Annotated in this window: 33 protein-coding genes; 15 read left to right on the forward strand and 18 right to left on the reverse strand. The window is 62.5% G+C overall.

Annotated elements, in window-relative coordinates; genetic code table 11:
- Positions 1 to 63: 63 nt before the first annotated feature.
- From ACVWW6_RS27480 to ACVWW6_RS27565, 18 genes are all read right to left on the reverse strand, one after another.
- Positions 64 to 669, reverse strand: coding sequence for a hypothetical protein (locus tag ACVWW6_RS27480; RefSeq protein WP_456681682.1), 606 nt, complete (start codon positions 667 to 669; stop codon positions 64 to 66).
- A gap of 443 nt (positions 670 to 1112) precedes the next feature.
- Positions 1113 to 1433 (reverse strand): hypothetical protein, encoded by a 321-nt coding sequence (locus tag ACVWW6_RS27485; RefSeq protein WP_456681683.1) that lies wholly within the window; start codon positions 1431 to 1433, stop codon positions 1113 to 1115.
- Positions 1430 to 1900, reverse strand: a complete 471-nt coding sequence (locus tag ACVWW6_RS27490) for an HNH endonuclease (RefSeq protein WP_456681684.1) — start codon at positions 1898 to 1900, stop codon at positions 1430 to 1432. The genes ACVWW6_RS27485 and ACVWW6_RS27490 overlap by 4 nt, the downstream gene beginning before the upstream one ends.
- 78 nt (positions 1901 to 1978) lie before the next feature.
- On the reverse strand, positions 1979 to 2233 hold the full coding sequence (locus ACVWW6_RS27495; RefSeq protein WP_456681685.1) for a hypothetical protein: 255 nt from the start codon (positions 2231 to 2233) through the stop codon (positions 1979 to 1981).
- Between the two features lie 277 nt (positions 2234 to 2510).
- Positions 2511 to 2990, reverse strand: coding sequence for a hypothetical protein (locus ACVWW6_RS27500; RefSeq protein ID WP_456681686.1), 480 nt, complete (start codon positions 2988 to 2990; stop codon positions 2511 to 2513).
- Positions 2983 to 4842 (reverse strand): hypothetical protein, encoded by a 1860-nt coding sequence (locus ACVWW6_RS27505; RefSeq protein WP_456681687.1) that lies wholly within the window; start codon positions 4840 to 4842, stop codon positions 2983 to 2985. Before ACVWW6_RS27505 ends, ACVWW6_RS27500 begins: the two co-directional genes overlap by 8 nt.
- 35 nt (positions 4843 to 4877) lie before the next feature.
- Positions 4878 to 5162: a hypothetical protein gene (locus ACVWW6_RS27510; protein ID WP_456681688.1), complete on the reverse strand. Its 285-nt coding sequence runs from the start codon at positions 5160 to 5162 to the stop codon at positions 4878 to 4880.
- 71 nt (positions 5163 to 5233) lie between these two features.
- On the reverse strand, positions 5234 to 5593 hold the full coding sequence (locus ACVWW6_RS27515) for a hypothetical protein (protein WP_456681689.1): 360 nt from the start codon (positions 5591 to 5593) through the stop codon (positions 5234 to 5236).
- A 44-nt stretch (positions 5594 to 5637) separates the two neighbouring features.
- Positions 5638 to 6174, reverse strand: a complete 537-nt coding sequence (locus tag ACVWW6_RS27520) for a hypothetical protein (protein ID WP_456681690.1) — start codon at positions 6172 to 6174, stop codon at positions 5638 to 5640.
- A gap of 1 nt (position 6175) precedes the next feature.
- Complete coding sequence (locus ACVWW6_RS27525; RefSeq protein WP_456681691.1) at positions 6176 to 7297, reverse strand: DUF7146 domain-containing protein; 1122 nt, start codon at positions 7295 to 7297, stop codon at positions 6176 to 6178.
- A complete protein-coding gene (locus tag ACVWW6_RS27530) occupies positions 7294 to 7653 on the reverse strand; it encodes a hypothetical protein (protein WP_456681692.1) in 360 nt (119 codons plus the stop codon). The genes ACVWW6_RS27525 and ACVWW6_RS27530 overlap by 4 nt, the downstream gene beginning before the upstream one ends.
- Positions 7650 to 7787: a hypothetical protein gene (locus ACVWW6_RS27535; RefSeq protein ID WP_456681693.1), complete on the reverse strand. Its 138-nt coding sequence runs from the start codon at positions 7785 to 7787 to the stop codon at positions 7650 to 7652. The genes ACVWW6_RS27530 and ACVWW6_RS27535 overlap by 4 nt, the downstream gene beginning before the upstream one ends.
- Positions 7787 to 7981: a hypothetical protein gene (locus ACVWW6_RS27540; RefSeq protein ID WP_456681694.1), complete on the reverse strand. Its 195-nt coding sequence runs from the start codon at positions 7979 to 7981 to the stop codon at positions 7787 to 7789. The genes ACVWW6_RS27535 and ACVWW6_RS27540 overlap by 1 nt, the downstream gene beginning before the upstream one ends.
- A 3-nt stretch (positions 7982 to 7984) precedes the next feature.
- Positions 7985 to 8350: a hypothetical protein gene (locus ACVWW6_RS27545; protein WP_456681695.1), complete on the reverse strand. Its 366-nt coding sequence runs from the start codon at positions 8348 to 8350 to the stop codon at positions 7985 to 7987.
- Complete coding sequence (locus ACVWW6_RS27550) at positions 8347 to 8826, reverse strand: hypothetical protein (RefSeq protein WP_456681696.1); 480 nt, start codon at positions 8824 to 8826, stop codon at positions 8347 to 8349. Before ACVWW6_RS27550 ends, ACVWW6_RS27545 begins: the two co-directional genes overlap by 4 nt.
- Positions 8823 to 9134 carry a hypothetical protein gene (locus tag ACVWW6_RS27555; protein WP_456681697.1) on the reverse strand — a complete coding sequence of 104 codons (312 nt, stop codon included), beginning with the start codon at positions 9132 to 9134 and terminating at the stop codon, positions 8823 to 8825. Before ACVWW6_RS27555 ends, ACVWW6_RS27550 begins: the two co-directional genes overlap by 4 nt.
- On the reverse strand, positions 9131 to 9457 hold the full coding sequence (locus ACVWW6_RS27560; protein WP_456681698.1) for a hypothetical protein: 327 nt from the start codon (positions 9455 to 9457) through the stop codon (positions 9131 to 9133). The genes ACVWW6_RS27555 and ACVWW6_RS27560 overlap by 4 nt, the downstream gene beginning before the upstream one ends.
- 130 nt (positions 9458 to 9587) lie before the next feature.
- A complete protein-coding gene (locus tag ACVWW6_RS27565; protein ID WP_456681699.1) occupies positions 9588 to 9749 on the reverse strand; it encodes a hypothetical protein in 162 nt (53 codons plus the stop codon).
- A gap of 337 nt (positions 9750 to 10086) precedes the next feature.
- On the opposite strand from ACVWW6_RS27565, the gene ACVWW6_RS27570 reads away from it, so the two are divergent.
- The 15 genes from ACVWW6_RS27570 (at position 10087) to ACVWW6_RS27640 (ending at position 23012) form a co-directional block, all read left to right on the forward strand.
- Positions 10087 to 10596 (forward strand): LexA family protein, encoded by a 510-nt coding sequence (locus ACVWW6_RS27570; protein WP_456681700.1) that lies wholly within the window; start codon positions 10087 to 10089, stop codon positions 10594 to 10596.
- 98 nt (positions 10597 to 10694) lie between these two features.
- On the forward strand, positions 10695 to 10952 hold the full coding sequence (locus tag ACVWW6_RS27575; RefSeq protein WP_456681701.1) for a hypothetical protein: 258 nt from the start codon (positions 10695 to 10697) through the stop codon (positions 10950 to 10952).
- Complete coding sequence (locus ACVWW6_RS27580; protein WP_456681702.1) at positions 10949 to 11143, forward strand: hypothetical protein; 195 nt, start codon at positions 10949 to 10951, stop codon at positions 11141 to 11143. Before ACVWW6_RS27575 ends, ACVWW6_RS27580 begins: the two co-directional genes overlap by 4 nt.
- Positions 11133 to 11315, forward strand: coding sequence for a hypothetical protein (locus ACVWW6_RS27585; RefSeq protein WP_456681703.1), 183 nt, complete (start codon positions 11133 to 11135; stop codon positions 11313 to 11315). Before ACVWW6_RS27580 ends, ACVWW6_RS27585 begins: the two co-directional genes overlap by 11 nt.
- The gene (locus tag ACVWW6_RS27590) at positions 11315 to 11461 is read left to right on the forward strand and encodes a hypothetical protein (protein WP_456681704.1); all 147 of its coding nucleotides are present in this window, start codon (positions 11315 to 11317) and stop codon (positions 11459 to 11461) included. The genes ACVWW6_RS27585 and ACVWW6_RS27590 overlap by 1 nt, the downstream gene beginning before the upstream one ends.
- On the forward strand, positions 11458 to 11745 hold the full coding sequence (locus ACVWW6_RS27595) for a hypothetical protein (protein WP_456681705.1): 288 nt from the start codon (positions 11458 to 11460) through the stop codon (positions 11743 to 11745). Before ACVWW6_RS27590 ends, ACVWW6_RS27595 begins: the two co-directional genes overlap by 4 nt.
- A 66-nt stretch (positions 11746 to 11811) precedes the next feature.
- Positions 11812 to 13083: a hypothetical protein gene (locus ACVWW6_RS27600; RefSeq protein ID WP_456681706.1), complete on the forward strand. Its 1272-nt coding sequence runs from the start codon at positions 11812 to 11814 to the stop codon at positions 13081 to 13083.
- Entirely contained in the window at positions 13080 to 13352 is a 273-nt protein-coding gene (locus ACVWW6_RS27605; RefSeq protein ID WP_456681707.1) for a hypothetical protein, read from the forward strand. The genes ACVWW6_RS27600 and ACVWW6_RS27605 overlap by 4 nt, the downstream gene beginning before the upstream one ends.
- Before the next feature lie 166 nt (positions 13353 to 13518).
- The gene (locus tag ACVWW6_RS27610; protein ID WP_456681708.1) at positions 13519 to 13752 is read left to right on the forward strand and encodes a hypothetical protein; all 234 of its coding nucleotides are present in this window, start codon (positions 13519 to 13521) and stop codon (positions 13750 to 13752) included.
- Between the two features lie 190 nt (positions 13753 to 13942).
- The gene (locus tag ACVWW6_RS27615) at positions 13943 to 15343 is read left to right on the forward strand and encodes a peptidoglycan DD-metalloendopeptidase family protein (RefSeq protein WP_456681709.1); all 1401 of its coding nucleotides are present in this window, start codon (positions 13943 to 13945) and stop codon (positions 15341 to 15343) included.
- A gap of 623 nt (positions 15344 to 15966) precedes the next feature.
- A complete protein-coding gene (locus tag ACVWW6_RS27620) occupies positions 15967 to 16962 on the forward strand; it encodes a formylglycine-generating enzyme family protein (RefSeq protein ID WP_456681710.1) in 996 nt (331 codons plus the stop codon).
- Positions 16963 to 17062: 100 nt separating this feature from the next.
- Positions 17063 to 18739: an arylsulfatase gene (locus ACVWW6_RS27625; protein ID WP_060913105.1), complete on the forward strand. Its 1677-nt coding sequence runs from the start codon at positions 17063 to 17065 to the stop codon at positions 18737 to 18739.
- A 375-nt stretch (positions 18740 to 19114) separates the two neighbouring features.
- Positions 19115 to 20092 carry an HAD family hydrolase gene (locus ACVWW6_RS27630; protein ID WP_456683184.1) on the forward strand — a complete coding sequence of 326 codons (978 nt, stop codon included), beginning with the start codon at positions 19115 to 19117 and terminating at the stop codon, positions 20090 to 20092.
- A 283-nt stretch (positions 20093 to 20375) separates the two neighbouring features.
- Entirely contained in the window at positions 20376 to 21443 is a 1068-nt protein-coding gene (locus ACVWW6_RS27635; RefSeq protein ID WP_456681711.1) for a SphA family protein, read from the forward strand.
- A 105-nt stretch (positions 21444 to 21548) separates the two neighbouring features.
- Positions 21549 to 23012, forward strand: a complete 1464-nt coding sequence (locus ACVWW6_RS27640) for an arylsulfatase (RefSeq protein WP_456681712.1) — start codon at positions 21549 to 21551, stop codon at positions 23010 to 23012.
- Positions 23013 to 23068: the final 56 nt, after the last annotated feature.

Genomic DNA, 23068 nt, shown 5'->3' on the forward strand with positions numbered 1-23068 from the left:
CCTCGCCGCACCAGGCCGATGGCGCCTACGCTGAGGTAATCCCCACATAACCACGCATTGCCGCTAAGCATCTGATTGCTCATCGCTTTCCTCATCGTGAGACATTTCGCCGTGAGACACTTCGGCGCCGATTGTCGTAACTGATTGATGTTGCTGGACTTTCGTTACAGCGTCTTCGAGGCTCCGTCCGCCCGCGATCACGACGTTGTCGGCCCTGCCGATGCCGATGATTGGCACCACCGGATCGCCCTTGGATGTCTCGGGCGCCCGCTTGGCGTGGATGTAGGGCAGGGCGTCGACGCGGCACTGCTGCTGCCAGCGCGCGACGTCCATCACCGTGGCGCCCAGCTTGAGCCCGCAATCGCTGGCGATCGTGCGCAGCTCTGTGATCAGCTCGCGCAGCGGCCGGCCAGCAATCGCCATGGACGCCGTCAGCGGATCTCCGAAGCGATCAACCAGATACTGCGCAACGAGATCTGTCCGCCTGTTCTTGGCACCTTGCGGCCGCCCTCGCCCCCGCGGCGCCAGAGGCGAAACGCCGAGCGGCAGCAAATCATCGAGCCGCTTGTCATTGGCCTCGATTGGCGCCGGCAGCGCCGCCTGGTCGCGCGCGCGGCCGGCGTGTGTGCCCTCATCCGCCGCCTTGTGGCCCTGATCGGAGCTGCTCATTGGCCAACCCCGATATTTAATTGGTCAATTCGGCACCGATCGAGCGCAGGCAAATAGGACCGGTTACAGACCAATCCGGTTTGTAACCGCGCTGTAACCGCACATTCCCCAATAATATCAATCATTTATACCTCATGGTTACAAGGTTACACGGTTACAGTCTCGCGCGTATGCGCGCGCGCGCGCGCGTGAGAGAGACCCTCTTGGCGCTGTAACTTGTAACCGGATTGCTTAAGTCGCTGATTTTGCTGAAAGATCGCGGCTACAATCGCTGTAACCGGTTGTAACCGGCTGTAACCAGCCCGGGCCCCGCGCTTCGATCCCATGCATTCTCTCACCCCGAACGCGGAGTTAATTGATCCCTGAATGGGTTGCGGGGCGGGGCAGGGCCGGGGCCGGGGCGCGAGGGGGCGGAGGGCTAGCGCGTGGCGCACGTTCATGGTTCAGCCTCGATTTTTCGTCGGAACGGAAGGGGAAGGGAATGCGGACGCGCGCGAGGCGCGCGACGTTGATGCAGGCGCTTGTTCGAGCGCTTCGCGCTCGCGCGCCTGCTCGGCCAGCACCGCAGCGAAGGCGCGCTGCTCGATCAGGCTATCCTCATAGGCCAGCACGCGGCCGTCCGGCGCAGCGATCGCTGTGTCGCAGTCATTCCAGAGCGCGGCGACGTCATTGCGATGCCGCTGAGCAGCCGCAAAGCTCCGCAGCTCGACCTGGTCGGACCACCACTGATCCTTGATGACGATGAGGACGCGATATCCGCTCATAGGTACGGCAGATCCTCCTCACACTCACCAGGCGCGAGCATCGGCGCCGGCGGCGGCTCGTGCCACGCCGGCAGCTCGCGGCCGAAGTCCATGTCTTCCATGCCGTAGCCGCGCCGGCGCAACAGCTTCAGTTGCTGGTTCAACTTCGGCGGGATCGCCTGCAGATGATCGGGATTGACGCATTTGCGACAGGGGCGCGGGTCGGGCGCCCACTTCGCGCAAATGTGGTCGACATCGTAGCCGAACGGGATCGGCCCGACGAATGTCTCATAGACGTAGCGGTGCACCGGCATCACGCGCCTGGTGCCAGGCCGCAGGATGCGCCCATACGCACCGAGGCCATGCCACTCGCCGGAGCCGTCATCACCGCCCAGCCACAGCCAGCAGCCGCCAGGCGTCACCCATACGCGATCGGGCGCGAGCAATTCCTCGATCGTCTGCGGCTGCCGGCGGCGCTCTCTAGCCATTCCGAAAGCTCACAATCAGCAGCGCAACAAGCGCCGCGTTTCCGACCAGTGCGATGAACATCAGCCCGTACCACTCGATCATTCGGGTATTTCCCCAACGTCGAGCATGACGGGCGGATGAGCCACACCGAGCACGCAGAGGTAGATCAGCGCACCTTGGTTGACGCGCACAATCTGATCCGGCCTTGGCTCCCAAGCCGTCATCATGGCGCGGCATGTCACCACCTGGCCACCGATCGTGACCTCACGGAGCTCGTCACGAAGCGGCAGGCCGAGGAAGCCTTGCGATTGACCTATGACGCGCGTGGCGCCCGCGATGCGTTTGATAATCATTACTCGCACCTGCCCTGCTGCGGGCGCGACACGGGGGAAGTGGGGACCGGGTGATTTGCCCCGTCTCCGATGCATTGGTTTTCTGCGAGACGAGGCTTCGACGGGTCGCACTTAGCCCAATCGAAGCCATCCACGAGCTCGTTTTTTTCAAGACAATTGCCTGCGTGCGTCTCTATCGCGTCGTCGCACGATAGCTCGTGACACTCGGCCGCCGTCAGCCGGAGCCCAACGCCTGAGCGCGCGGCCTTCATGATCGCGATATAGACGTTTCGCGGCATCACTCTTGCCCTCTTTGCTGTCGGCTGCGGTTGACAAAGTGGGCGATCAGCTTCGCCTGCGCCTCTAACAGGTCTGCGTATTGTTTTCGATGGTGGAGCTGGGGGACGGAGAAGAAGCTCCGCAAATGGCTGACTGCTCCGCCAAGATCGTGCTTGGTAACAGCAGCGAACAAGTCCTTTTCTTCGCTCGACATCGGCTCTGGCGCTGTCTGCGGTTCAGCAGCGGTAAGCGCAGCAATGATGCTATCGATCTGCTCCGCCCTCAGATGCACGAGATGGTCTCCGTTCTCGTAGCATAGAAGGTGCTCGATCAGTTGCTCATTGCCGGTAGATTGCTGCGGTTGACCGCTGGGGCGCATGATCTCGCCACGCTCTAGCATGTCGCTGATGACCTTTTCGACGGCCTCGCGAACCTGTTGCTCGGTATACAGTCGTTCGCTCCCGGCAGAACAGCGCGATGAAGAAGTGTCGTTAGCCATTCTCAGTCACCTCCGTGTGCTTGTCATAAGCCGCCAAATCGATCAGCAAACACCGCTCGCTCGCGCGGTTGATCTTCACCACCTTGCCGCGCGGGCCGCTGCGCACCACCTCAGGTGGTCCCTGTTTAAGCGCGCGAAACCACACCTGCTGTTGCCACTTCGTGCCCTGAAATAACTTCGCGAGCAGCGGACCCTTCGGCGGCACGGCGAGCAGCCATCTCACGCGGCCCGCCGGCAACGTGCTATCTGCTTCATGCACGAGCCCGCAGCCGGCCATGGCGATCTTCTCTCTCGCCGCATTGAGATCGAACTCCGGCGCATGGGCGTAGGGCTTTTCCAGCTCTTCCGTGACGCTGCCGATAGTCGGTCGCGAGCCGCCCTTGATCGCCTCGATCGGCGCGCCGAGGAGATGCGCGAGGCATTCGCTCCAGTTCTCGCCCTGCAGCGCGCGCTCTTCTGCTGTGGCTTCCGCGATCAGCGCGCCGATGCGCGCCGGCTCAGTGATGTCGAGCCCCAGCGCTTCCATGTCCTCTTCGCCAAGCATCAGCTGCGCCATGGCGAACAGCGTGCCGTAGGTGTCCGTGCCGCGGCCGGTGAGGCCCGCCTCAGCGAGCAGCCCGCGCCAGTCGGCAAGCAGCGCAGAGAAGCGCGGCCATGCGTCCATCAGCGCGCGCAGCACCTGGCGCCCCCAATCCTTCTCGGCCTTCGGTTCGGCCGTGCCCTTCACCTTCAACTTGCGCGTGTCGAGAATGGCAAAGCGCGAGAGATCCTGCGGCTTCATCGGCGGCAGGTTGATGCCGCCGCAGAAGAACGCGTTGCGCGAGGTGAACTCGACGCCCTTGTGATCTGAGCCGCCGCGCAACAGCGTGCCGCCGGAATAGGCGATGCGCGAGAGCTCGATGATCTTGGAGACGCGCGCATTGTCCTCGCTCGCCTCGAATTCGTCGATCGCCACCGGCAGCGCGTCGAGCCCCATGCGCTGGCGCACACCGGCCTCAGTCGGGTTCTCCGCGCGCAGCAGCACGTCGCCAATGGTCGATTGGATCAGGTTGGTCAGCGCGGTCTTGCCCGTGCCGAAGTCGCCCATGATCGCCGTGTGCGGCCGCTCTTTCAGCGCACCGGACAGAAACATCACGCCGATCGAGCCGAGCACGATGACGGGATCGAGCTGCGGCCGGCCCCAGTTCCACGTTTTCAGGAGCTTGAAGATCTCGCGCGCCGGGCTTTCCGATGCCGGCACGGGTTCGGGCCAAGGCTGCATGATCGTCGGCGCCCGGAAGTAGAACACGCCGGCGACTTCGCCGGCCGCACTCTGCAGCAGCTTGCCATTCTCGACCAGCCACAGGCTGTCGCCGGAATGCCAGATCAGACGGCCGAATTCGTCGCGCCAGGCGCCGCGGCCGCGCAGACGGTTGGCGGGATCGAACGGCCCGCGGCCAGCCGCCGCCTTCTGAAGGCACATGATCGCCTTCTTTTCCTCGATACCGTTGATGAGGAATTTTTGCTGACCGGTGTCGTGATCGGTGGAAATCAGCTTTTTGCGCGGCCAGGCCCAAGAGGTGAAATTCGGCGTGGAGCGGAACAGTGTGATGAGATCGGCTGGCTTCATGCTGTCGAACGACATGAACTGCCCCAGCGCGTCGATAAAGAACGACAGCTTGCCCTGCACGCCGAGTGGCACGACGGGGCAGCCCGGCGGCAACCTATCGAAGGGCGCGCCCTCCCATAGACCGGCCTCGATCCCGTCGCGCGCCTCGCGCGGTGCGGGATCATTGACCTCTTGTTGAGCGGCAATAGCTTGCCGTGCATCCGCGAAGGTCGCGCGGATGCTCCGTGATGCCTTACGAGCCATGATGTCCTAAAGGCCGCCCGTCGCGGCCCGGGGCGTTAGTCGACGCGCTTGAAGTGAGCCTCGAAGCGAGCGGCAGGCATGATCAATTTGCGATCGCCTTCCACAACGAGATAGCTCTCGGCGGTGAGGCCGCCGGCGGCTGCGCTAACGTGACCATCGATCTCGCCGAGCGGCAGCTCGAGCGGGTGATAGTAGCTGTCGGCGAATATAAACGTCGTCTTCCCGTTGTCGGGGTTCACGGTCACGCTATGAAGCTTGAGCGCGTAGACGTCGGCGGTGGCGCGGTATTTCGGAAAGGTCTGGCCGTTTCCTGTCTGCATGGTGGGTCCTCGTTCAATGAAGGGGATGAAGCAGATCAGCGGCGCCGCGCGAGGCGGCGCCGCTGGCGTCGTCAGGCTGGCGAGCCCGCCTTCAGTGCGGACTCTGCGGCCTCGGTCTTGGCGGCCTGCCCCTTCTGGTAGGGCATCCATTCGGCCCAGGCCGACGCGCCTTCCCAGACGTTATTGATCGGCACGGACGTGCGCGGATGCGCATTGCCGCAATGATCGAACACCACCAGGTTCACGCACGAGTCGGAATGAACATAGGTGACGAGCGCAACCATTGGCTGTGCGGTATTGTAGATGGTCATGCCGTTGGCATTGGCCTCGGATGCCACGCGATAGTGCACGTTGCGACCGACCGTGGGGCTGATAATCGCGACTGCGGCGGGGTTGTTCATTCCGGCGCCGACGAGTTTTCCATCGTTCATGCTTGGTCTCTCTGTTGGGTTGATGTTGAACGCTGACGCAACGCTTACTTTTTCTTTTTGCCGTAGCTCGGATCGAGCCGCGGATCGCGGAAGATCTCGCGCGGCTTGGCTTCCGCCTCGGCCGCCCGCGCGGCAGCGGCATCCTTCAACAGCCCCTGCACGCGCTTGTCCTTCGGCGGCTTGTAGGGTGCCATCACGACCGGCGGCCCCATGTTCTCGGCCATGTCGCCGGCGCCGGCGAAGGTCTCGAGCACGCTGTCCTCGCGCTTGAGCGGCGGGGGCGTGACGCTGATCTGGTTGCGCGCGATCGAGGTGGCGTTGTCGGCCGGCTCAAAGGCCTCGGCAAAAACCATCGGCTTGTACGGATACAGCTCGCCATCCTCGCCACGAACGATCCAGTCGCCGTCATAGGCTCGCCGCATGCCATTGCTGGTCGTGATCGCGATCGAGTTTGGCGACGCGATCACCTTGCCCGCGAGCACCGCATCGACAAACCAGCCGGGAACGCTAGGGTCCGTGTTGCTCACGTCCCTGTATTCGAAGGCCTCAACGACAACCGGCTTCTTGCGATAAAACCCCATCTCAATCCCCCCGGATCAGATCGTTGAAATCCTTCACGCCAGCCGGCGGCTGCGCGCGGCTGCAGTCGCGCCCGGAGGCGCGCACTTCGTCGATGCGGTCGATGATCTTTTCCTCGGCCTGCGCCGTGCCGTCATTGTCAGTCCCGTAGATGACGGGATCAAAGCTCGGCTCGTCTTCGATGCGCAGCGCGAGCATGAGATCGAAGGAGCCGCAGGCCCAGATGCGCGGCTCCGGCACTTCCATCGCATAGGTGAGGGCGTTCTCGATGCCCTCGAAGGGCATGAAGGAATGCACCAGGCCGTGGCTCTCATATTCCGCGCGCGCTTCCTCGAGGCTGAGGCCGCTTTCACCCTTTGTCAGGCGGATCGCCGATCCTTTGGCGTCGCCGCGGATCAGCTTCGCCTCGGAGACGTCAGCTTTGCCTGATCCGTCCGAACGGAGGAATGTGCAATGCACGGCCGTGATGTCGCCGGCCAGGTTGCGCATCGCCGCAACCATGCAGGGGAATTCGCCGCCGCTGTGGATCTTCGTCCACGGCGTGGTGCTCCTGTCCCATTTGGTGGACTTCCAGTGCTCCAGTCGCGGGATGAAGCGGAGATCCTCCTCGCGGTTCTTGATGAGGATGTAGGGAATGCGCCGGGAGGCGAGGTAGGTCTCCGCGACGCTGCCCGCGATCGGCAGGCTGCGCTGCCACAGGTTCAGCGCCTTCTTGCGCCGATCGGCGAGCGCATCGCTCTGCGCCTGCGTCGCCTGCGTCACATGTGCCCGCGCCGACGACTTGAGCGCCTTCAGTTGCTCCGGTGTCGCAGTCTTGATGTTGAGGAAGTTGCGCGCCCAGGCGAATGCAAAGGCGCGATTGCCGGGCTGGCGATGCACATAGGCGATCAGGTCGATGATGTCGCCATGTGCCGCCGGCCCCTTCGGCGAATACTCGTTGAAGCCGCCGGCGGCAGCTCCTGCCGTCCAGATCACGAACGAGCCCGGCGTCTTGTCGTCGCGCGTCGGGTTGAGCGGGGCGAACACAGGATAGGTGATCGTGTAGCCGCGGAACAGCGCACCGAGCAGCTTCGTTAGATCACGCTGCAGCAGGCCCCGGATCTCGCGCGCGTCGATTTTTGTCATACGCCGGGCTCGTGTTTCGCAGGCTCGACGCAAAAGCCTTGTGCCTTCATATCGGCGACGCCGCGCGCATATCCCTTTTCTTCGGCGCTACGGACTTCTTCGCCGATTGTGCCTTCGAGCGTCACGATCGCCTGCTGGATCTGATGGCTTTCGCGGTTCCAGACACCCAGCTCTTCTTCGAGTTTACGGATGTAGGTGACCAAGTGCCCTTCGTGCGCCTTGATCTGGCAGGCCGCTGTCGGATAGTCGCAGCCGACTTCTGTGCCGAAATGCTCTGCCGCCATGCCACGCGTGGTGAAGACTTCATCGCAAAAGAAGCAGCGCCAGTGCGGATTGACCTGACCGTTTGCTCTCATTCCAGCACCGCCAGCACGATGACGCCGGCAGCGCGGCCGGCCTGGTCGAGATGGTTGCCAAGCCAATGCGCTTCGGCGCGAATGGTGATCGCCGTAGCGAGCAGGCATGCGAGGTAGAGTAGAGCGTCGCGCATCAGTGGTCGCCTCCCTCTCGTCCATAGCCGGCAGCCTGCAGCTTGCGGCTCAGTTCATCCGCCTCGGTGCCGGCCATCTGCAGCACGACGAATTCATCTTCCTCGCCGTTCAGCGTGATGACGGCGATGTTGCTGCCGGTCGATCGCGCCACTTGCGGCGATCGCAGAGCCCTAAAGACTTCGCCCTTTGCCATCGCTCAATACTCCGGCACGATGAGACGGGATTGCTTCTGCGCCACGATGCGCGGCCGCACGATGCGGTTGATGACGTGCAGCATCTGGTCGAGATAGCGCTCACGTCCGACCGTCTGACCGACCGTGCGCTGCTCGATCGCTTCCTCGATCAGCGCGCCGGCCACGGCCGCGACCGCGTCGAAGAACTCGCCGGGGGGCGTCTTGTTGTCGCGCTCGCGCTCGATCGCATCCAGCATCGGCGGCATCATGTCGAGCATCAGTCGCGAGATAGCACCTTCGCGGCCGGGCTTCTGCGCGGACTGCCGGAAGGTCGCGACCACGCGGTCCCATTCGTTGCGGGCCGGACACCGAAAGCGGGGTTTCGTCATCGTCCGGCCTCCAATGCCGACTGCACATTGCGCGCGCGCTGGCCGAGCTCGGCGCTGCGCTCGTGCACCATCGTGTGCGCCGCCAGCTCCGCGGCGATCAGGTCGATCCTGACGTCGAAGTCGCCATTGTCGCGGAGATCCTCGATCGCCTTCAGCGCGAGACAGACGCCCGCGCGCGTGATGCCGGCGATGTCGCCCAGCCAGGCCTGCGGCACGTTCAGGGTGGTATTTGTCAGGTAGAGCGCGAGCTGCCGCGCATAGACTGCGCGGCGCCATTCGGGGTCGACATTGATCCGCCCTTCACGAGCGAGCTGCTTGCCGACGTCGCGAAGGCTGAGGCCCTGATGCGTGCACACGGCGGCGAGGTAGGAGTGGTACGACACCCACGCCTCGTGAAAGCTGCAGATGGCGGGAGGCAGCTCGGCCGCGAAGCGCCCATCGTGCTGCCGCTTTGGTTTGAGCGTGACCACCGTCATGGCGTTGGCCTATTGCGCTGCTCGATCGCCTTGCCGAAGTCGCTGCGGATCTCCGGCAGCAGCACGCCGACTAGGCGCCGATAGATGTCGCCCTTGCGGTCGTGGCGCGTTTCGCTAGCGCGCCAGACCGCCTGCGAGCACATCACCGTGTAGCTGTGAACGACGCGTTCTCGGTCGGCGGCCCTGTCGCCCCAGTCCATCACCTCTTCGTGGAGTGCTTTGCAGTCGTACCCAGGATCGCGGAGCGTCAGGACCGCTTCACCGGCCATCAGCAGGCGTTGCAGCACAGTTGCGACGTCGGCCCTCATTGCTTCGGCCTCCAGTGGATCGCAAGTACGCAGACGCGCTCGTTGACGCCCGTTGTCACGGCCTTCACCGTCGCGCCGGCATTGCGCTCGATGAAGAGGGCGACTTCCTTCTCCATGATGCGCCTCACTGCGTCGGGCCATTGCTCGAAGCGCTGGCCGCCGGCCTTCTCGTGCTTCTGCAGCGCGACGTTGATGTAGGTCACGTTGCAGCCCGCGAGATCCAGCGTGATGATTTGCTCGCGCTGCTTCCGGGTGTCGTCGTCGATCAGAGTGTGCGGCGTGTCGGCCAGCTCGGCCTTCCGCGGCAATTCGCAGGAAGTCATGTTGCCCCTCGTTGTGATGCCTAAAGCGCCGCCGCCAGCCCCTTGAGAACACTGGCGGCGGCGAACGCGGTACTCAACGCAAGACACAACGCTACTATTCGGTAAGTCCGGACGCGGTCCTCTGCGCTCATCACGCGGCCTGCTCCTCAGGCACGCCGTGCAGGTCGATCAGGTGGCGCAGCAGCTCCATCTCGCGCCGCTGCAGCGCATCCGCGAGCGTGCCGAGCGTTCCGATGTGCGGACCGCGCGGACCGGTCCCGCGCGTCAGATGAAAGACGGTTGAGCGAGCCACTCCAGCGGCGGAAGCCCACTCGCTAGGGGTCAATCCGATGGCCTTGGCTCGGACCACCAAGTGTTCAAATCGGGGGAGGGCGGGTTCCATAAGCGAAACAATCCATTGTGTTTCATTAATGAAACTCCTAAGACTGATTTGCGAAAGGCCGTCAAGTGCTCAAATGCTAGATGCACCCCGAAATATGCAAACGCACACTAGCCGTAGTGTTCTCGCTACGGAGGGGAAGCGTTTGGCGGATGCAGTTGACGAGGATAGGGACGCGTTGCGCGCCTGGTTACGCGCGAATTTGAGCGAGAGGGGGATTACGCCCACGCGCGCGGCGAAAGAGATCAACGTGGCGACCACCACGCTGACCAAGTTTTTGAACGACGAAAATTATACTTTCACGCCGTCTACGCCGGTGATCTCCAAGCTGGAGCGATTCTTCGGCCGATCGGCGCCGCGCACCGCGTCGGGAGGCACCGCATTGCCCGACATCGAAGCGAGCCCGTTGCCGTCCACCGCAATGCCGGAGCCCATGCAGCGGGCGCTGGCGGCTCTGGCAGACGGCCGCAAGCACGTCGAGCCCTGGACGGTCCACAGCAACGCGCTGCAAGCCGCCGGCGTTCTGCCTGGTGATGTGCTTTTGGTCGATCTCGAGGAAATTGCCCGTGCCGGCGATATCGTCTGCGCCGAGATCCACGAGCAGGGCGCCCGCCGCACCGTGTTTCGTCTCTACGAAAAGCCGTATCTGGTCGCGGCGACCTTCGAGGCCCGGAGCTGGATGCCGATTGTTGTGGATGACCGCAACGTCATCGTTCGCGGCGTCGTCACCGACAGGCTGGCGCGGCGCCGGTTAAGCTGAAACCAAATCCGACTGTAGCATTAATCAAACGTGATAGTTGCATTTATCTGTTTCATGTGAAACGGTGCCCTCCCTGATTTGTGAAGGGAGGTCACATTTTGTCATCAAAGCTCGTTGTTGCCGCAGCTATGCGGCGGAAGGCGGAGCAGAACCTGCACAAGGTTCTCCGCGAGGAATACCCGATCGGCGGCAAGGTGCGCTGGGTCTACAATGGTCACCTGCGCAACGGCACTGTCATCACGCACAGCTACGGCGACCGCATCCGCGTTCGCAACGATCTCTCGGGCGCGACCTATTGGATCAGCGCGTTCTGGATCCTCGAAGCCTTCGCCACCGAGCTGGGAGCGACGGCATGAGCCACCCGCTCGACAGCCTGATCATCCAGGCGCTCAAAAACGTCGTCGATCGCGAGCTCGCCGAAGAGGCCGAGGTGCGCGAGGAGATCAAACAGAAGGGCACCTACTGGGCTGCCGGAGAAATCTGGAAACTTCGCCGCCAGGTCGCGAGCCTTCGCAAGCAGCGCGAGGAGTGGGCTCGTGAGCGCTGAGAAGAACGGCGGCGTCTGGTCCTTCCAGTGCGACAGCTGCCCGGAAGCTGTCACCACCAACGAGCGCGACTTCCATGCCGCGCTCAGCGAGGCCAAAGCGGAAGGCTTCATCGCCTTCAATCGCGGCGGCATCTGGTTTCACAAATGCGCCGGCTGCAAGGGAGGCGATTGATGTGCACGTGGCTTCTGATCGCTGTTCTTGTCGCTTCACCGATCGCCGTCGTCATGGCCTGCAAGCTCGGCTTCGAGCGTGGCCGCGACCGCGGCATCGACGAGGCGATCGAAATGCTGGTGCCGCATCTGAGAGGTCCGAAATGATCACGCGGCCAATGACCTCGCGCGACGTTGCGGAACGTCTCGGCATCACCGTCGAGACGTTCTATCTCAACCGCCAGCGCTATCACCTCGTCGACAAGATGCCCCGGCCGCTCAGTGAGAGCGGCCGCCACAAGTTCGATCGTGCGAGCATGGAAGCATGGCTCACGCGTCACCACCCACAGCGCGCACCGACGCCGGCCAACGATCCCGCGCCGCCGCCGATGCCGAACAACGACGCCGAGTGGAGCGATTTTCTCCACAGGCATTATGCGCCGGCGCAGTAGCTCAGGACTTGACAACAGCCCGGCCTTGGTGCCGGGCTTTTCCTTCCGCTAACGGTTGAGGGGCCGATGGCAAAAATCGAACTGCCCTATGTGGCGTGGCGCGATGGGCGCCCGAGGTTTGTCCCCGGCTCACGCGAGCGCGCGATGGGCTACAAGGGCAAGGATCTCAAGCACGATGACGGGCGCTGGTTCTCGCTCGACGAGGCCCACGGCTTCGCAATGGCGCGCCGTGACGAGATCCGCGAACTTCGTAAAACCGGAAAGAAGCTGAAGGCGCCGCCGGCGCCGGTCGGGCGCGCCGTCAAGGATCTCTGGAACGCCTACATCAAGAGCGACAAGCACAGATCGCTCGCCGGCTCCTCACAGAAGACCTACGGCAAATGGGTGAAGCCGTTGCAGGCCGAGCCGGTCTGGCAAGCGCCGGTCGGCAGCATCGATCCCGTGGTGCTCAAAGCGCTGCACGAAAAGATCAAGGCCGAGCGCGGCCTCTCGATGGCGAACGGCGTGCTCGCCATCATCGCCGCCATGATGGCCTGGGGCCGTCTGCACAACTGGCTGCCGCGCGACCGCAACGGCCAGCCGATCGCCAACCCCGCGAGCAACCTCGATCTGGAAAGCCCGGAGCCGCGGCTTCGCGTTGGCACGGATGTCGAGATCCGCGCGCTGGTCGGGGCCAGCGACCTGGTCGAGATCGACGGCGTCAAGATGAGCGCGATCGGCGATGCTGTCCTGACTGGGCTGTTCACCGGCCAGCGCAAGAAGGACATCCTCGAATTCGCGCCTGGCGCGCAGACAGCCGCGCGTATGGAGCTGGTGCAGAGCAAGACCGGCGCGCGCGTCTCGATCCCGATGGCGCCGCGCCTGGTGCAGCGCGTCGCTGCGGGCAAGGCGCGGCGGGCACAGGCTGGCTATCGCGTGGTGCTCAGCAACGTCGTCGTCAACGAGAGCACCGGCCTCGCCTACAACGGCGGCACCTTCGCCGACCATTTCGCCCAGGTGCGCGCCGTGGCGATCGCCGGCATCGTCGATGAAGAGGCGACGTGCATCGCGCGCGAGCTGCATGCAGCCGAGCAGCGCAACACCGAGCCGCCGACCGTCTACAAGCTCGCGCCGTGCAAGAGCCTCGACGGCTTCACCTTCCCGGATCTGCGCGACACCGCCGTCACCTGGTACGCGCGCGCCGGCTCGACGGTGCCGCAGATCGCATCCATCACCGGCCACTCGCTCGCTTCGATCTACAGGATCTTGAAGCACTATCTGGCGCTCGATGCCGAGCTCGCAGACGAAGCCGTGCGCAAGCTGGTCGACTGGATGGAAAGGGAGGGATTGGCGGTATGAGCCTCTTCGCTGAACAGCTTGAGCGACAGCGGCGGCTCGCTCTGCGACGGCGCTTTCCGTGGCTGCCGCTTCCGGGTTTCGAGCCGAGCTTCGAAGTGTTGCGAGAACAGTACTCCGCAGAGTTCCGCTCTGCCTTCAATGGTTGGCCTTGCTGCGAGTGGTCGCCGGCCGAGCAGCACGATGCGCACGTGCACAATTGGCGCATCGCGCGCATGCTGGCGTTCCAATGGGCGGTCGACGTCGTGCGAACAATTTCTCCAATCGCCTGAGTTCCTTTTTGGGAACAGCATGCGTGCGCTTGCGCAGCATGTCAGCCGTAGGTTTCAATCCCTGCAATCCACATCTAACTATTTAGTTTCTCAAACAGGTTGAGCTGCCCAACTTTTGAGCGCTTTGATCGTCCCCGGAATTTTTTTGTTTCAGCCGGGGTCAACAATGTCTCTTCAGCGTAACGCACTGCTCTTCACTGACGCGCGGATGATTGCGGAGGACGACACTCACGTCGTGCTCTCGATCCGTGTTCCCAAAAAATACATCACCGACAACATGCCGCTGATCCGAAGCGCGCTCGATGCCGCGCTCGATCGCGGGCCGCGGTTGACGACGTGTCACCGACCAGCTCTTCCGGCGGCGGCTTCCCCGTCACGCGATGACCGCAGCGGCCGTTGATTTTGCAAAATGTCTCACGTGAGACATTTTCGGATGTCTCACGTTCTCTTCATGTTCTCAAATTCTTAACGGAAAGTTAAGCGATCGCAATCGCTTAGGATATCGCCCGAATGGGAAAAGGGTTAAGCCGTTATTTACTCGGCGCGTGTTTACTTAAAAGACCAGTTCTGTTGCGTACGAGTGAGTAACCATGTCTGTCGTCGCCGAGTTGCTTTACTCGCGCCGCGTACCGCAGGTCGCGGTGCTGGCGCTGATCTCCTTCAGCTTCGCTGGGTGCAGCGCCGACATGTCGTCGCGGCTGTCCCAGTCGAACTTCTCCAATCCTTTTGCCTCCGATCAGACCGGTTCGGTGCAGCAGGTACCGCCGCCGCAGCGTGAGTTGCCGCAATATTCGCGGCCGCAGACGCAGCCCGGTTACTACCAGTCGCAGCCCTTGCCGCCGCCGGCGGTGTCCGCGCCGCAATCCTATCCGGTTGCGGCAGGCGGCGGGATGTCTGGTGGCGGGCGGGGCGTCGGCTCCTACGCGCCCCCGGCGCAGCCGCATCTGGAGACCACGGCCACCGTGCCGTCGCGCTCGGTCGCGGCCGCCCAGCCGGCCGGCGGGACCAAGATCATCGTTGGCACCAGCGACACGCTCGACGTGCTGGCCAAGCGTTATCACGTCACGCCGCAGGCGATCGTCGCCGCCAATGGCTACAAGGGGCCGCGTGCGCTCTCGCCCGGCCAGCAGCTGATCATCCCGCATCCGGGCGCGACCGCGGCTGCACCCGCGCCGGCGATGGCTCCCGTCGCCGCGGCTCCAGCGATGGTGCCGGCGGCGAAGCCGGTTGCGGCCCTCGCCGCGCCGCCGAGCATGCACTTCGTCAACCGCGGCGACACGCTCGCCAGCATCGCCCGCAAGAATCACATCTCGGCGGCTGAACTGGCCCGCGCCAACGGCCTCGATCCGTCGGCGAAGCTCAAGCTCGGCACCAAGCTGACCGTTCCCGGCGCGAAGACCGCCGCCGTCGCTGCACCTGTTGCTGCGGCTCCAGTCGGGGCAGCCCCCGTCGCCGGTACACTCCAGCCGGTTGCGGCCGCTCCGGCGCCTGCCACCAAGATGGCTGCTGTCGCCGCGCCGGTGCAGAGCGCGCGCCTGGCCCAGGCCACCGCCAATGTCGAAGAGAAGGCTGTCGAGGCACCTGCGAAAGCTGCGGAGACCACCAGCGCGCTGCCGACTTTCCGCTGGCCGGTGCGCGGCAAGGTGGTCACGACCTACGGCGCCAAGACCAACGGCAAGTCCAACGACGGCATCAATCTCGCTGTGCCCGAGGGGACGCCGGTCAAGGCGGCTGAAGACGGCGTCGTCGCCTATTCCGGCAACGAGCTGAAAGGTTACGGCAATCTGGTCCTGGTTCGGCACTCCAACGGCTACGTCACCGCATATGCCCATGCGAGTGAGCTGTTGGTGAAGCGCGGCGATACCATCAAGCGCGGTCAGGTCATTGCCAAGTCGGGTCAATCCGGAGAGGTGGCGTCGCCGCAGCTCCACTTCGAGATCCGCAAGGGATCGAGTCCGGTTGACCCGCTTCAATTCCTGAACGGGGCGTGAGGCGTAGGGCCTGAGGAGTAGGGCAGGCCATCGCCACAAGGAAACTGCCATCGCCCGCGAAAGCGGGCGATCCAGTATTGCATAGACAGCAGTCGCTAGGCCGAGACGCTGCCGTGAACTGTGGCGTAGATCAGCACGCAGCAAAATTCGGATTAATAAAAGTTTGGCGAATGCCGGAAGCAGATCGCGTTCATGCGATTTCGCTCCGGCGGAATGTTTGTGCTTGCTCCTTCTTTTCCGGCAAGCTCTCTGAATCCCGAACCATTCAAAATCGCTGAGTTCGTCGCGTATGATTCGAGGGTCCGGTGTCGGAGCCTGGAACGCGTTGGTCGCGAGGCCGCTAAAGAGAATGAGATCAGGTTCGGCCTGAGGCTTTTGTGACCGGACGATCAAATTATCGAAGAACAACCCCATGCAAAGTAGCCGATGGCTGCCGGTGCGATGTCCTAATGTTCTGAATCTGCTTCGGTTTTGATGGCGCAGCGGACATGGCAGGGCTTGCTGGCGATCCAGCGCCGTCGTGAATGACCCGACCGGGCCCCTTTGATCTAGATCAACCTGGAAGTCGGGCGTTCCCCCTCCGTAGCAGCGCAGGCCAATGACGCACGGGTCCGGAGACCGGCATGAAGCTGGCTGATACGAAATCGTCGCGTGATTACGGACAATCGTTCCAGCATCCAGCAGGTGAGGGCATGCTGTACATGCCGGGCGGCACGTTTCGCATGGGTTCGGATCGGCACTATCCGGAGGAAGCGCCGGTCCACCGCGTCACCGTGGATGCGTTCTGGATGGATTGCCATCCAGTGACGAACCGGCAATTCAAGGCGTTCGCCAAGGCTACCGGCCACGTCACCGTTGCCGAGATCACGCCCGATCCAAAGGACTATCCCGGAATGCTCCCGCATATGATCTACGCGGGCTCGCTGGTGTTCTCTCCGCCCGCGCACCCGGTCAGTCTCCGGGACTTCAGCCAGTGGTGGACCTTCGCCAAGGGCGCGGACTGGCGACATCCCTACGGGCCGGGCAGCGACATCCGTGGGCTGGACGATCATCCCGTGGTGCATGTGGCCTTCAGCGATGCGCTCGCCTACGCAAGATGGGCTGGCAAGGATTTGCCGACCGAAGCGGAATGGGAATTTGCGGCGCGCGGCGGGCTGGATGGCGCCGAGTTCGCGTGGGGAGATGTTTTTGCGCCGGACGGCCGCCACATGGCCAACACCTGGCAGGGCGAATTTCCGCGCCAAAACACCAGGGACGATGGATACGAACGGACTTCGCCGGTCACCGCATTCCCGCCGAACGGACACGGGCTGCACGATATGATCGGCAACGTCTGGGAATGGACGTCAGACTGGTATTCGCCTCGGCATGAAGCCGATGCTGCAAAAGCCTGTTGCATTCCAGAGAACCCGCGCGGCGGCCGCGAGGCCGATAGCTACGACCCCAGAACGACCAACGTCAAGATTCCACGAAAGGTCATCAAAGGCGGCTCGCATTTGTGCGCGCCGAATTACTGCCGACGCTACCGGCCGGCTGCGCGGCATGCGGAGCCGATCGATACTTCCACGAGTCATCTCGGCTTTCGGTGCGTCAGGCGAGGAGCCGCTGACGCATATTAAACAGGAGAGCGTAACCATGTTGAGTACTATATTGCCCGACAAGTCACGCAAGACACCTGGTTGGCACAAGCGGTCCTGCGCATCGCTGCTTGGCGCGACGATGTTGATGTCGCTGTCCGGGCCGACCAGCACGCCGGCAACCGCACAGCCGGCACAGAAACCCAATATCCTCTTCATCATGGGCGACGACATCGGCTGGATGCAGCCGAGCATCTACCACCGCGGCCTGATGGTCGGGGAAACGCCCAACATCGATCGCATCGGCAACGAAGGCGCGATCTTCATGCACTATTACGCCGAGCAGAGCTGCACGGCCGGCCGCAATGCCTTTTTCACCGGCATGAATCCGCTGCGCACCGGGATGATACCTCCGCAACTGCCCGGCAGCCCGTCCTATCTGCGGCCCGGCACCCCGTCCCTCGCGAAATTCCTGCTCGATCTCGGCTACAACACCGGCGAGTTCGGCAAGAACCATCTCGGCGACCACACCGACGCGCTGCCGACCGCGCATGGCTTCCAGGAATACTGGGGCTACCTATATCACCTCGATGCGATGCAGGGCGTGAGCTTCCCGGACATCAACAAGTCCCCGACCCAGCAGACGGTTGCCCCGCCATGCAAGAATACGCCGATCCCCGGTATCCCGGAAGTACCGGGCGCGGTCGATCCGCTAACGACGGTTTGCCTGACGCCTCCGCGCAACGTCCTGTCGTGCAAGTCGGATGGTACATCCAGGACTCAGCAGTGCATCGACCAGGGCCCGCTGACGCTCGAGCGATCGAAGGGTGTCGACGAGGAAATCTCGGCCAAGGTCATCGACTTCATCGATCGCAACGACCCGAAGACGACGGGCAAGCCTTTCTTCGTCTGGTACAACCCGGCGCGCATGCATGTGACGACCGTGCTTAACGACAAGTACATGGCAATGGTCGGCGAACCGGGTGGCAAGGACTGGGGCGTCAACGAAGCCGGCATGAAGCAGATGGATGACAACATTGGCTACGTGCTGAAGAAGCTCCAGGACATGGGCCAACTCGACAATACGATCGTCGTGTTCACCACCGACAACGGCGCCGAGACGTTCACCTACCCGGACGGCGGCACGACCCCGTTCAAGGGCTCGAAGATGAACACCTGGGAAGGCGGCATGCGCGCTCCGTGTGTCATTCGCTGGCCGGGTGTCATCAAACCTGGAACGGTCAAGAACGACATCTTCGCGTCGCTCGACTGGCTGCCCACGCTTGTCAATATCGCCGGCGGAGCCAAGGGCGATGCGCTGAACAAGCGGATCATGGCCGGCGCCTATCCGGGCATCGTCAAGACCAGGCTCGATGGCTTCGACCAGACCGAGTACCTCTCGGGACGTTCGGAGAAGTCGGCGCGCGATACCTTCTTCTACTATTCCAGCAGCCACCCGTCGGCGGTGCGCTACAAGAATTGGAAGATGTATTTCGCGATCGCGCCCGAAACCGCGACGGGCTTCCTCTCGCCGGGAGTCCAGACCCAGTTCGCAGCCGGCATGGTTAACCTCAAGCGCGATCCATTCGAGACGTCGTGGGGCGATGAGAAAAAGGCGAGTTTCTGGTTCAGCGGCGCGCTCGCCGGGCCGGTCACGGCTTACATATACGACTGGAACCTGCTGCCCATCGGGCAGGTGCTGTGGCTGAAGGAGCTGGAATCCTACAAGGAGTTCCCACCCCTTCAGGATCCCGCGAGCTACAACCTGGATCAGGTCATGGAACAGCTCAAGAAGGGTCAGGGGCACCCGAGCCAGTAGCTCGGATGCTTGATGCGGGCGCCCGACATAGGGCGCCCGCCAACGGAATCGCGAGCAAAGTGATCAAGGAGGCCGCGCCGGACCGGTCGGCACCTCCACAAGCCACGTCCGCTTCCGATGCATCAAGCGAACAGAGCCAATTGCATAACAACAGGAGGGGCACGTCATGAGTAACAAGCGTCCGCCAGAAGAATCCCACGACGTTCCGCCGTAATCGGACGGCGGAATGAAACGCCGCGATCTGCTGCTGAGCGGAAGTTCGCTTGTGGCCGCTTCAATGATGGCCAGTAGGGACCGCACGATCGAAACGGATCGACAATGAAACAGATCACGCGATCACGCCTTGACCGGCGCGCACTGCTCTCGTCTCTGGCGATGCTTCCGTTTCTATCTGCCGCTCTGCGTTCCACGTCCGCCATGGCCCAGACGCAAGCCGGTCCTCTGCCGTCCTGGAAAGAGGGCCCGACGAAAGCCTCGATCGTCGACTTCGTCGCACGGGTCACGGAGAACGGTGGACCCTATTTCGTGCCCCCCGATCAACGCATCGCAACCTTCGACAACGACGGCACGCTTTGGATCGAACAGCCGATGTATGTGCAACTGGCGTTTGCGCTGGATCGCGTGAAGGTCCTTGCGCCTATGCATCCGGAATGGAAGGACAAGCAGCCCTTCGCGGCAGTGCTGAATGGCGACTTGAAGGCGCTCGCAGCTTTCGGGGAGAAGGGCGTGGCCGAGCTGCTGGCGGTAACTCACGCCGGCATGACGACGGCGGAGTTTGAGAAGATCGTCACAGACTGGCTTGCGACCGCGCGTGATGGCCGTTTCAAGCGTCCGTATACCGAACTTGTCTATCAGCCTATGCTCGAACTGCTCGCTTACCTCCGCACCAACGGCTTCAAGACCTTCATCGTGTCAGGTGGCGGCGTCGAATTCATGCGACCATGGACCGAGGCGATTTATGGCGTGCCTCCCGAGCAGGTCGTCGGATCGTCAATCAAGACCCGGTATGAGATGCGCGACAGCACGCCGGTTCTATTTCGCTTGCCGGATATCGATTTCATCGACGACAAGGCCGGCAAACCGATCGGGATCAATAGCCACATCGGCCGGCGTCCGATCGCCGCCTTCGGCAACTCCGATGGCGACCTCGAAATGCTGCAATGGGCGACGCTCGGTACCAGTGGCGCGCGGTTCGGCCTGATCGTCCACCATACCGATGCGGAACGCGAATATGCCTACGATCGCCAATCACATTTCGGCAAGCTCGATGTCGCTCTCGATGCTGCAGCGCTGAACAGGTGGACCGTTGTGGACATGAAGAACGACTGGAAGAGTATCTTTTCGTTTGATTAGAGGTGAAATCGTAAGACCCACGGCTGCGCGAATGCAGTGCGCAGCCAGCCATTAAGCTCAATGCACGCCGTTGGCATAGCACCCGACTATATTTTTAGATGTGGCCAATTCACAACGGACATCGGGTCTGGAGCATGCCTTACTTACAGCCCGTAGACGAAGCTCCGATTCCTTCGGTCTCGAGATAGGCTTAGGCCTGATGACGGGACCAGGTCTTAAAACGGAAGGTGGGTTCGCGACCGCCAAATCTCGATGCATCCGTCGAACCGCTAGGAGATTGCAGATGAAGCCCACGTTGGAATTTGCGGGTGCCTCTCAACCGACCCTGCTCAGCGCGGTTGTGGTTGCAGCTCTCACGTTTTCGCCGCAAATCGCGAGCGCCGACGAGAGCGGCATCTCGTTCTGGGTCCCGGGGCTGTTCGGCAGTCTGGCAGCGGCACCCACCGCCCCAGGCTGGTCCCTCGGGACGATCTATTACCACACCAGTGTGTCCGCCTCCGGTGCTGCCGCAGCGGCCCGAGAAGTTCAGATTGGCCGCTTCTCTCCGAACGTCAATGTCAACTTGAACGTAAATCTCAAAGCGCCGCCAGACCTGCTGTTTCTGGCTCCGACGTATACGTTCGCGACGCCGGTCCTCGGCGGGCAATTGTCCGTCGGTGTCATGGGCGTTTACGGCCGAAACAGCACGACCCTTGATGGCACGCTGACGACCGGGTTCGGTCCGATTTCGGCGACCCGCACGGGAAGCATATCGGACTCGCTCACCGGGTTCGGCGACCTCTATCCCATGGTCTCGATGAAGTGGCACGACGGCGTCCACAACTACATGACCTATGTGACCGGCGACATTCCAGTCGGCGCCTATGAACCCAGCCGCCTCTCCAACATCGGTATCGGTCATGGCGCCATCGACGCAGGCGGGGGTTACACTTACCTCAACCCGATGACGGGATATGAATTCTCCGGCGTCGGCGGCTTCACATACAACTTCAAGAACCCGGACACGCTGGTTCAGAGCGGCGTCGATTTCCACTTCGATTGGGGCGCGTCGAAATTTCTCTCAAAGCAGGCCTTCGTAGGTCTGGTCGGCTATTCCTATCAGCAGGTCTCCAACGATACCGGCGGACTGCCGGCCCTTGGCGGATTCAGGTCGCGAGTTTTCGGCATCGGTCCGCAGTTCGGCTATCTTTTTCCGATCGGCGGCATGCAGGGATATCTGAACATAAAGGGATATGGCGAATTCGAGGCGGCGAACCGGCCGTCGGGCTGGAATACCTGGCTGACCTTTGCGATTTCGCCCGCCGCACCTGAAAGCACCGTTGCGCCGACCCGGCACAGGGTGACGAAGTAGGGGATCAACTGGAGAAAGGCACAAACCGGCAACCGGCTCTAGCGGCACGTAGGGAATTGGTGCCGAGCTTGGTCGGAAGGTGGCCTATTGATCTGAGGGCAAAAAATGCCGAAGAGCAAAACCATCTGGCTCGGTTCGTTGGCATCAGTGGCCGCCATAGCGATTGCGAGCGCGCCTGCCGCAGCGCAGCAACCTAAGAATCCCAATATTGTCGTCATCCTCGCGGATAATCTGGGCTACGGCGAGTTGGGCGTATATGGCGGCGGTATCCTCCGCGGCGCGCCCACGCCACGTATTGACGCGCTCGCCGGTGAGGGCACCCGCCTCCTCAACTTCAATGTTGAAGCGCAGTGTACGCCGTCCCGATCGGCCCTGCTTACAGGACGCTTTGCCATCCGCTCCGGAACGTACGAAGTTCCGATCGGCGGCATCCCCGACGGATTAACACAGTGGGAGATCACGACCGCGGAGCTGTTGTCGGGGCAGGGCTACGCGACCGGGATGTGGGGCAAATGGCATCTCGGCAGCGCCGAAGACCGGATGCCTACCAATCAGGGCTTCGACGAGTGGTATGGCATCCCGCGCACGTATGACGAGGCGATGTGGCCGTCCCTGGACGAGACACGAAGCATGTGGCCGTCGGTCGGAAACAGGCAGGGTTGGAATGCGAAAGTCGTTCACCCTCAACATATCTATGAAGCACGCAAGGGCGATAAACCTCGACAGGTCGCCGTGCTGGATGTGGATCACCGCCGCACCATGGACGCGGAAATCACCAGCCGTGCGGTGGAGTTCATCAAGCGCAACGCGAGCTCAGGCAAGCCGTTCTATGCCTACGTCCCGTTCGCGCACGTTCACATGCCGACGCTTCCAAATCTTGAGTTCGCGGGTAGAACCGGCAACGGCGATTGGGCCGATTGCCTGGCCGAAATGGACTACCGCACCGGGCAAATCCTCGATGCCATCAAGCAAGCAGGAATCGAAAACGACACGCTTGTGATATTCGCCAGCGACAATGGCCCGGAGGCAACCAACCCCTGGGAGGGTGACAACGGACCTTGGCGCGGAACTTACTTCACGGCGATGGAAGGTTCACTGCGGGCACCGTTCATCATTCGCTGGGCCGGCAAGGTGCCGGCGGGCCGCGTCAGCAACGAAATCGTTCACATCGTCGACCTCTTCACGACACTTGCGCGGGTCGGGGGCGCAGAGGTCCCTACGGATCGCGCGATTGACGGCGTGGATCAGCTAGATTTCTTTTTGGGCAAGCAGGAGACCTCTAACCGCGAAGGCTTCCCCGCCTATGTGGCCGACCGGCTGTCAGCCGTCAAATGGCGAAACTGGAAAGTCCATTTGATCTGGCAGGAAACTATGTACGCCACGCCGCAGAAATTGCCCTTGCCGAGAGTCATCAATCTACTGACCGACCGGAAGGAGGAGCGTGATGTTGCCGCGCAAAACTCCTGGGTCGCCGATCCCGCAGTGAAAATCATCGGAGAACTGGAAGCGAGCTTCAAGAAGTACCCTCCGATCAAACTTGGCACCCCAGATCCCTACACGCCGCCATAACCGGTTTTTATGCGCACGCGCCCTTGATTCCCCGCCTTCGGGGAAAGACAGCCGTA

Source organism: Bradyrhizobium sp. USDA 3311 (genome assembly GCF_054062495.1).

Bases quoted from the DNA above. Each gene is read 5' to 3' on its own strand.
- ACVWW6_RS27600 (WP_456681706.1), top strand. From the start codon at position 11,812: ATGGCAAAAATCGAACTGCCCTATGTGGCGTGGCGCGATGGGCGCCCG.
- ACVWW6_RS27640 (WP_456681712.1), top strand. From the start codon at position 21,549: ATGCCGAAGAGCAAAACCATCTGGCTCGGTTCGTTGGCATCAGTGGCC.
- ACVWW6_RS27595 (WP_456681705.1), top strand. From the start codon at position 11,458: ATGATCACGCGGCCAATGACCTCGCGCGACGTTGCGGAACGTCTCGGC.
- ACVWW6_RS27555 (WP_456681697.1), bottom strand. From the start codon at position 9,134: ATGAGGGCCGACGTCGCAACTGTGCTGCAACGCCTGCTGATGGCCGGT.
- ACVWW6_RS27535 (WP_456681693.1), bottom strand. From the start codon at position 7,787: ATGCGCGACGCTCTACTCTACCTCGCATGCCTGCTCGCTACGGCGATC.
- ACVWW6_RS27610 (WP_456681708.1), top strand. From the start codon at position 13,519: ATGTCTCTTCAGCGTAACGCACTGCTCTTCACTGACGCGCGGATGATT.
- ACVWW6_RS27500 (WP_456681686.1), bottom strand. From the start codon at position 2,990: ATGGCTAACGACACTTCTTCATCGCGCTGTTCTGCCGGGAGCGAACGA.
- ACVWW6_RS27625 (WP_060913105.1), top strand. From the start codon at position 17,063: ATGTTGATGTCGCTGTCCGGGCCGACCAGCACGCCGGCAACCGCACAG.
- ACVWW6_RS27615 (WP_456681709.1), top strand. From the start codon at position 13,943: ATGTCTGTCGTCGCCGAGTTGCTTTACTCGCGCCGCGTACCGCAGGTC.
- ACVWW6_RS27635 (WP_456681711.1), top strand. From the start codon at position 20,376: ATGAAGCCCACGTTGGAATTTGCGGGTGCCTCTCAACCGACCCTGCTC.
- ACVWW6_RS27530 (WP_456681692.1), bottom strand. From the start codon at position 7,653: ATGAGAGCAAACGGTCAGGTCAATCCGCACTGGCGCTGCTTCTTTTGC.
- ACVWW6_RS27560 (WP_456681698.1), bottom strand. From the start codon at position 9,457: ATGACTTCCTGCGAATTGCCGCGGAAGGCCGAGCTGGCCGACACGCCG.
- ACVWW6_RS27485 (WP_456681683.1), bottom strand. From the start codon at position 1,433: ATGAGCGGATATCGCGTCCTCATCGTCATCAAGGATCAGTGGTGGTCC.
- ACVWW6_RS27545 (WP_456681695.1), bottom strand. From the start codon at position 8,350: ATGACGAAACCCCGCTTTCGGTGTCCGGCCCGCAACGAATGGGACCGC.
- ACVWW6_RS27580 (WP_456681702.1), top strand. From the start codon at position 10,949: ATGAGCCACCCGCTCGACAGCCTGATCATCCAGGCGCTCAAAAACGTC.
- ACVWW6_RS27490 (WP_456681684.1), bottom strand. From the start codon at position 1,900: ATGGCTAGAGAGCGCCGCCGGCAGCCGCAGACGATCGAGGAATTGCTC.
- ACVWW6_RS27605 (WP_456681707.1), top strand. From the start codon at position 13,080: ATGAGCCTCTTCGCTGAACAGCTTGAGCGACAGCGGCGGCTCGCTCTG.
- ACVWW6_RS27520 (WP_456681690.1), bottom strand. From the start codon at position 6,174: ATGGGGTTTTATCGCAAGAAGCCGGTTGTCGTTGAGGCCTTCGAATAC.
- ACVWW6_RS27590 (WP_456681704.1), top strand. From the start codon at position 11,315: ATGTGCACGTGGCTTCTGATCGCTGTTCTTGTCGCTTCACCGATCGCC.
- ACVWW6_RS27505 (WP_456681687.1), bottom strand. From the start codon at position 4,842: ATGGCTCGTAAGGCATCACGGAGCATCCGCGCGACCTTCGCGGATGCA.
- ACVWW6_RS27510 (WP_456681688.1), bottom strand. From the start codon at position 5,162: ATGCAGACAGGAAACGGCCAGACCTTTCCGAAATACCGCGCCACCGCC.
- ACVWW6_RS27525 (WP_456681691.1), bottom strand. From the start codon at position 7,297: ATGACAAAAATCGACGCGCGCGAGATCCGGGGCCTGCTGCAGCGTGAT.
- ACVWW6_RS27630 (WP_456683184.1), top strand. From the start codon at position 19,115: ATGCTTCCGTTTCTATCTGCCGCTCTGCGTTCCACGTCCGCCATGGCC.
- ACVWW6_RS27620 (WP_456681710.1), top strand. From the start codon at position 15,967: ATGAAGCTGGCTGATACGAAATCGTCGCGTGATTACGGACAATCGTTC.
- ACVWW6_RS27540 (WP_456681694.1), bottom strand. From the start codon at position 7,981: ATGGCAAAGGGCGAAGTCTTTAGGGCTCTGCGATCGCCGCAAGTGGCG.
- ACVWW6_RS27495 (WP_456681685.1), bottom strand. From the start codon at position 2,233: ATGATTATCAAACGCATCGCGGGCGCCACGCGCGTCATAGGTCAATCG.
- ACVWW6_RS27550 (WP_456681696.1), bottom strand. From the start codon at position 8,826: ATGACGGTGGTCACGCTCAAACCAAAGCGGCAGCACGATGGGCGCTTC.
- ACVWW6_RS27515 (WP_456681689.1), bottom strand. From the start codon at position 5,593: ATGAACGATGGAAAACTCGTCGGCGCCGGAATGAACAACCCCGCCGCA.
- ACVWW6_RS27480 (WP_456681682.1), bottom strand. From the start codon at position 669: ATGAGCAGCTCCGATCAGGGCCACAAGGCGGCGGATGAGGGCACACAC.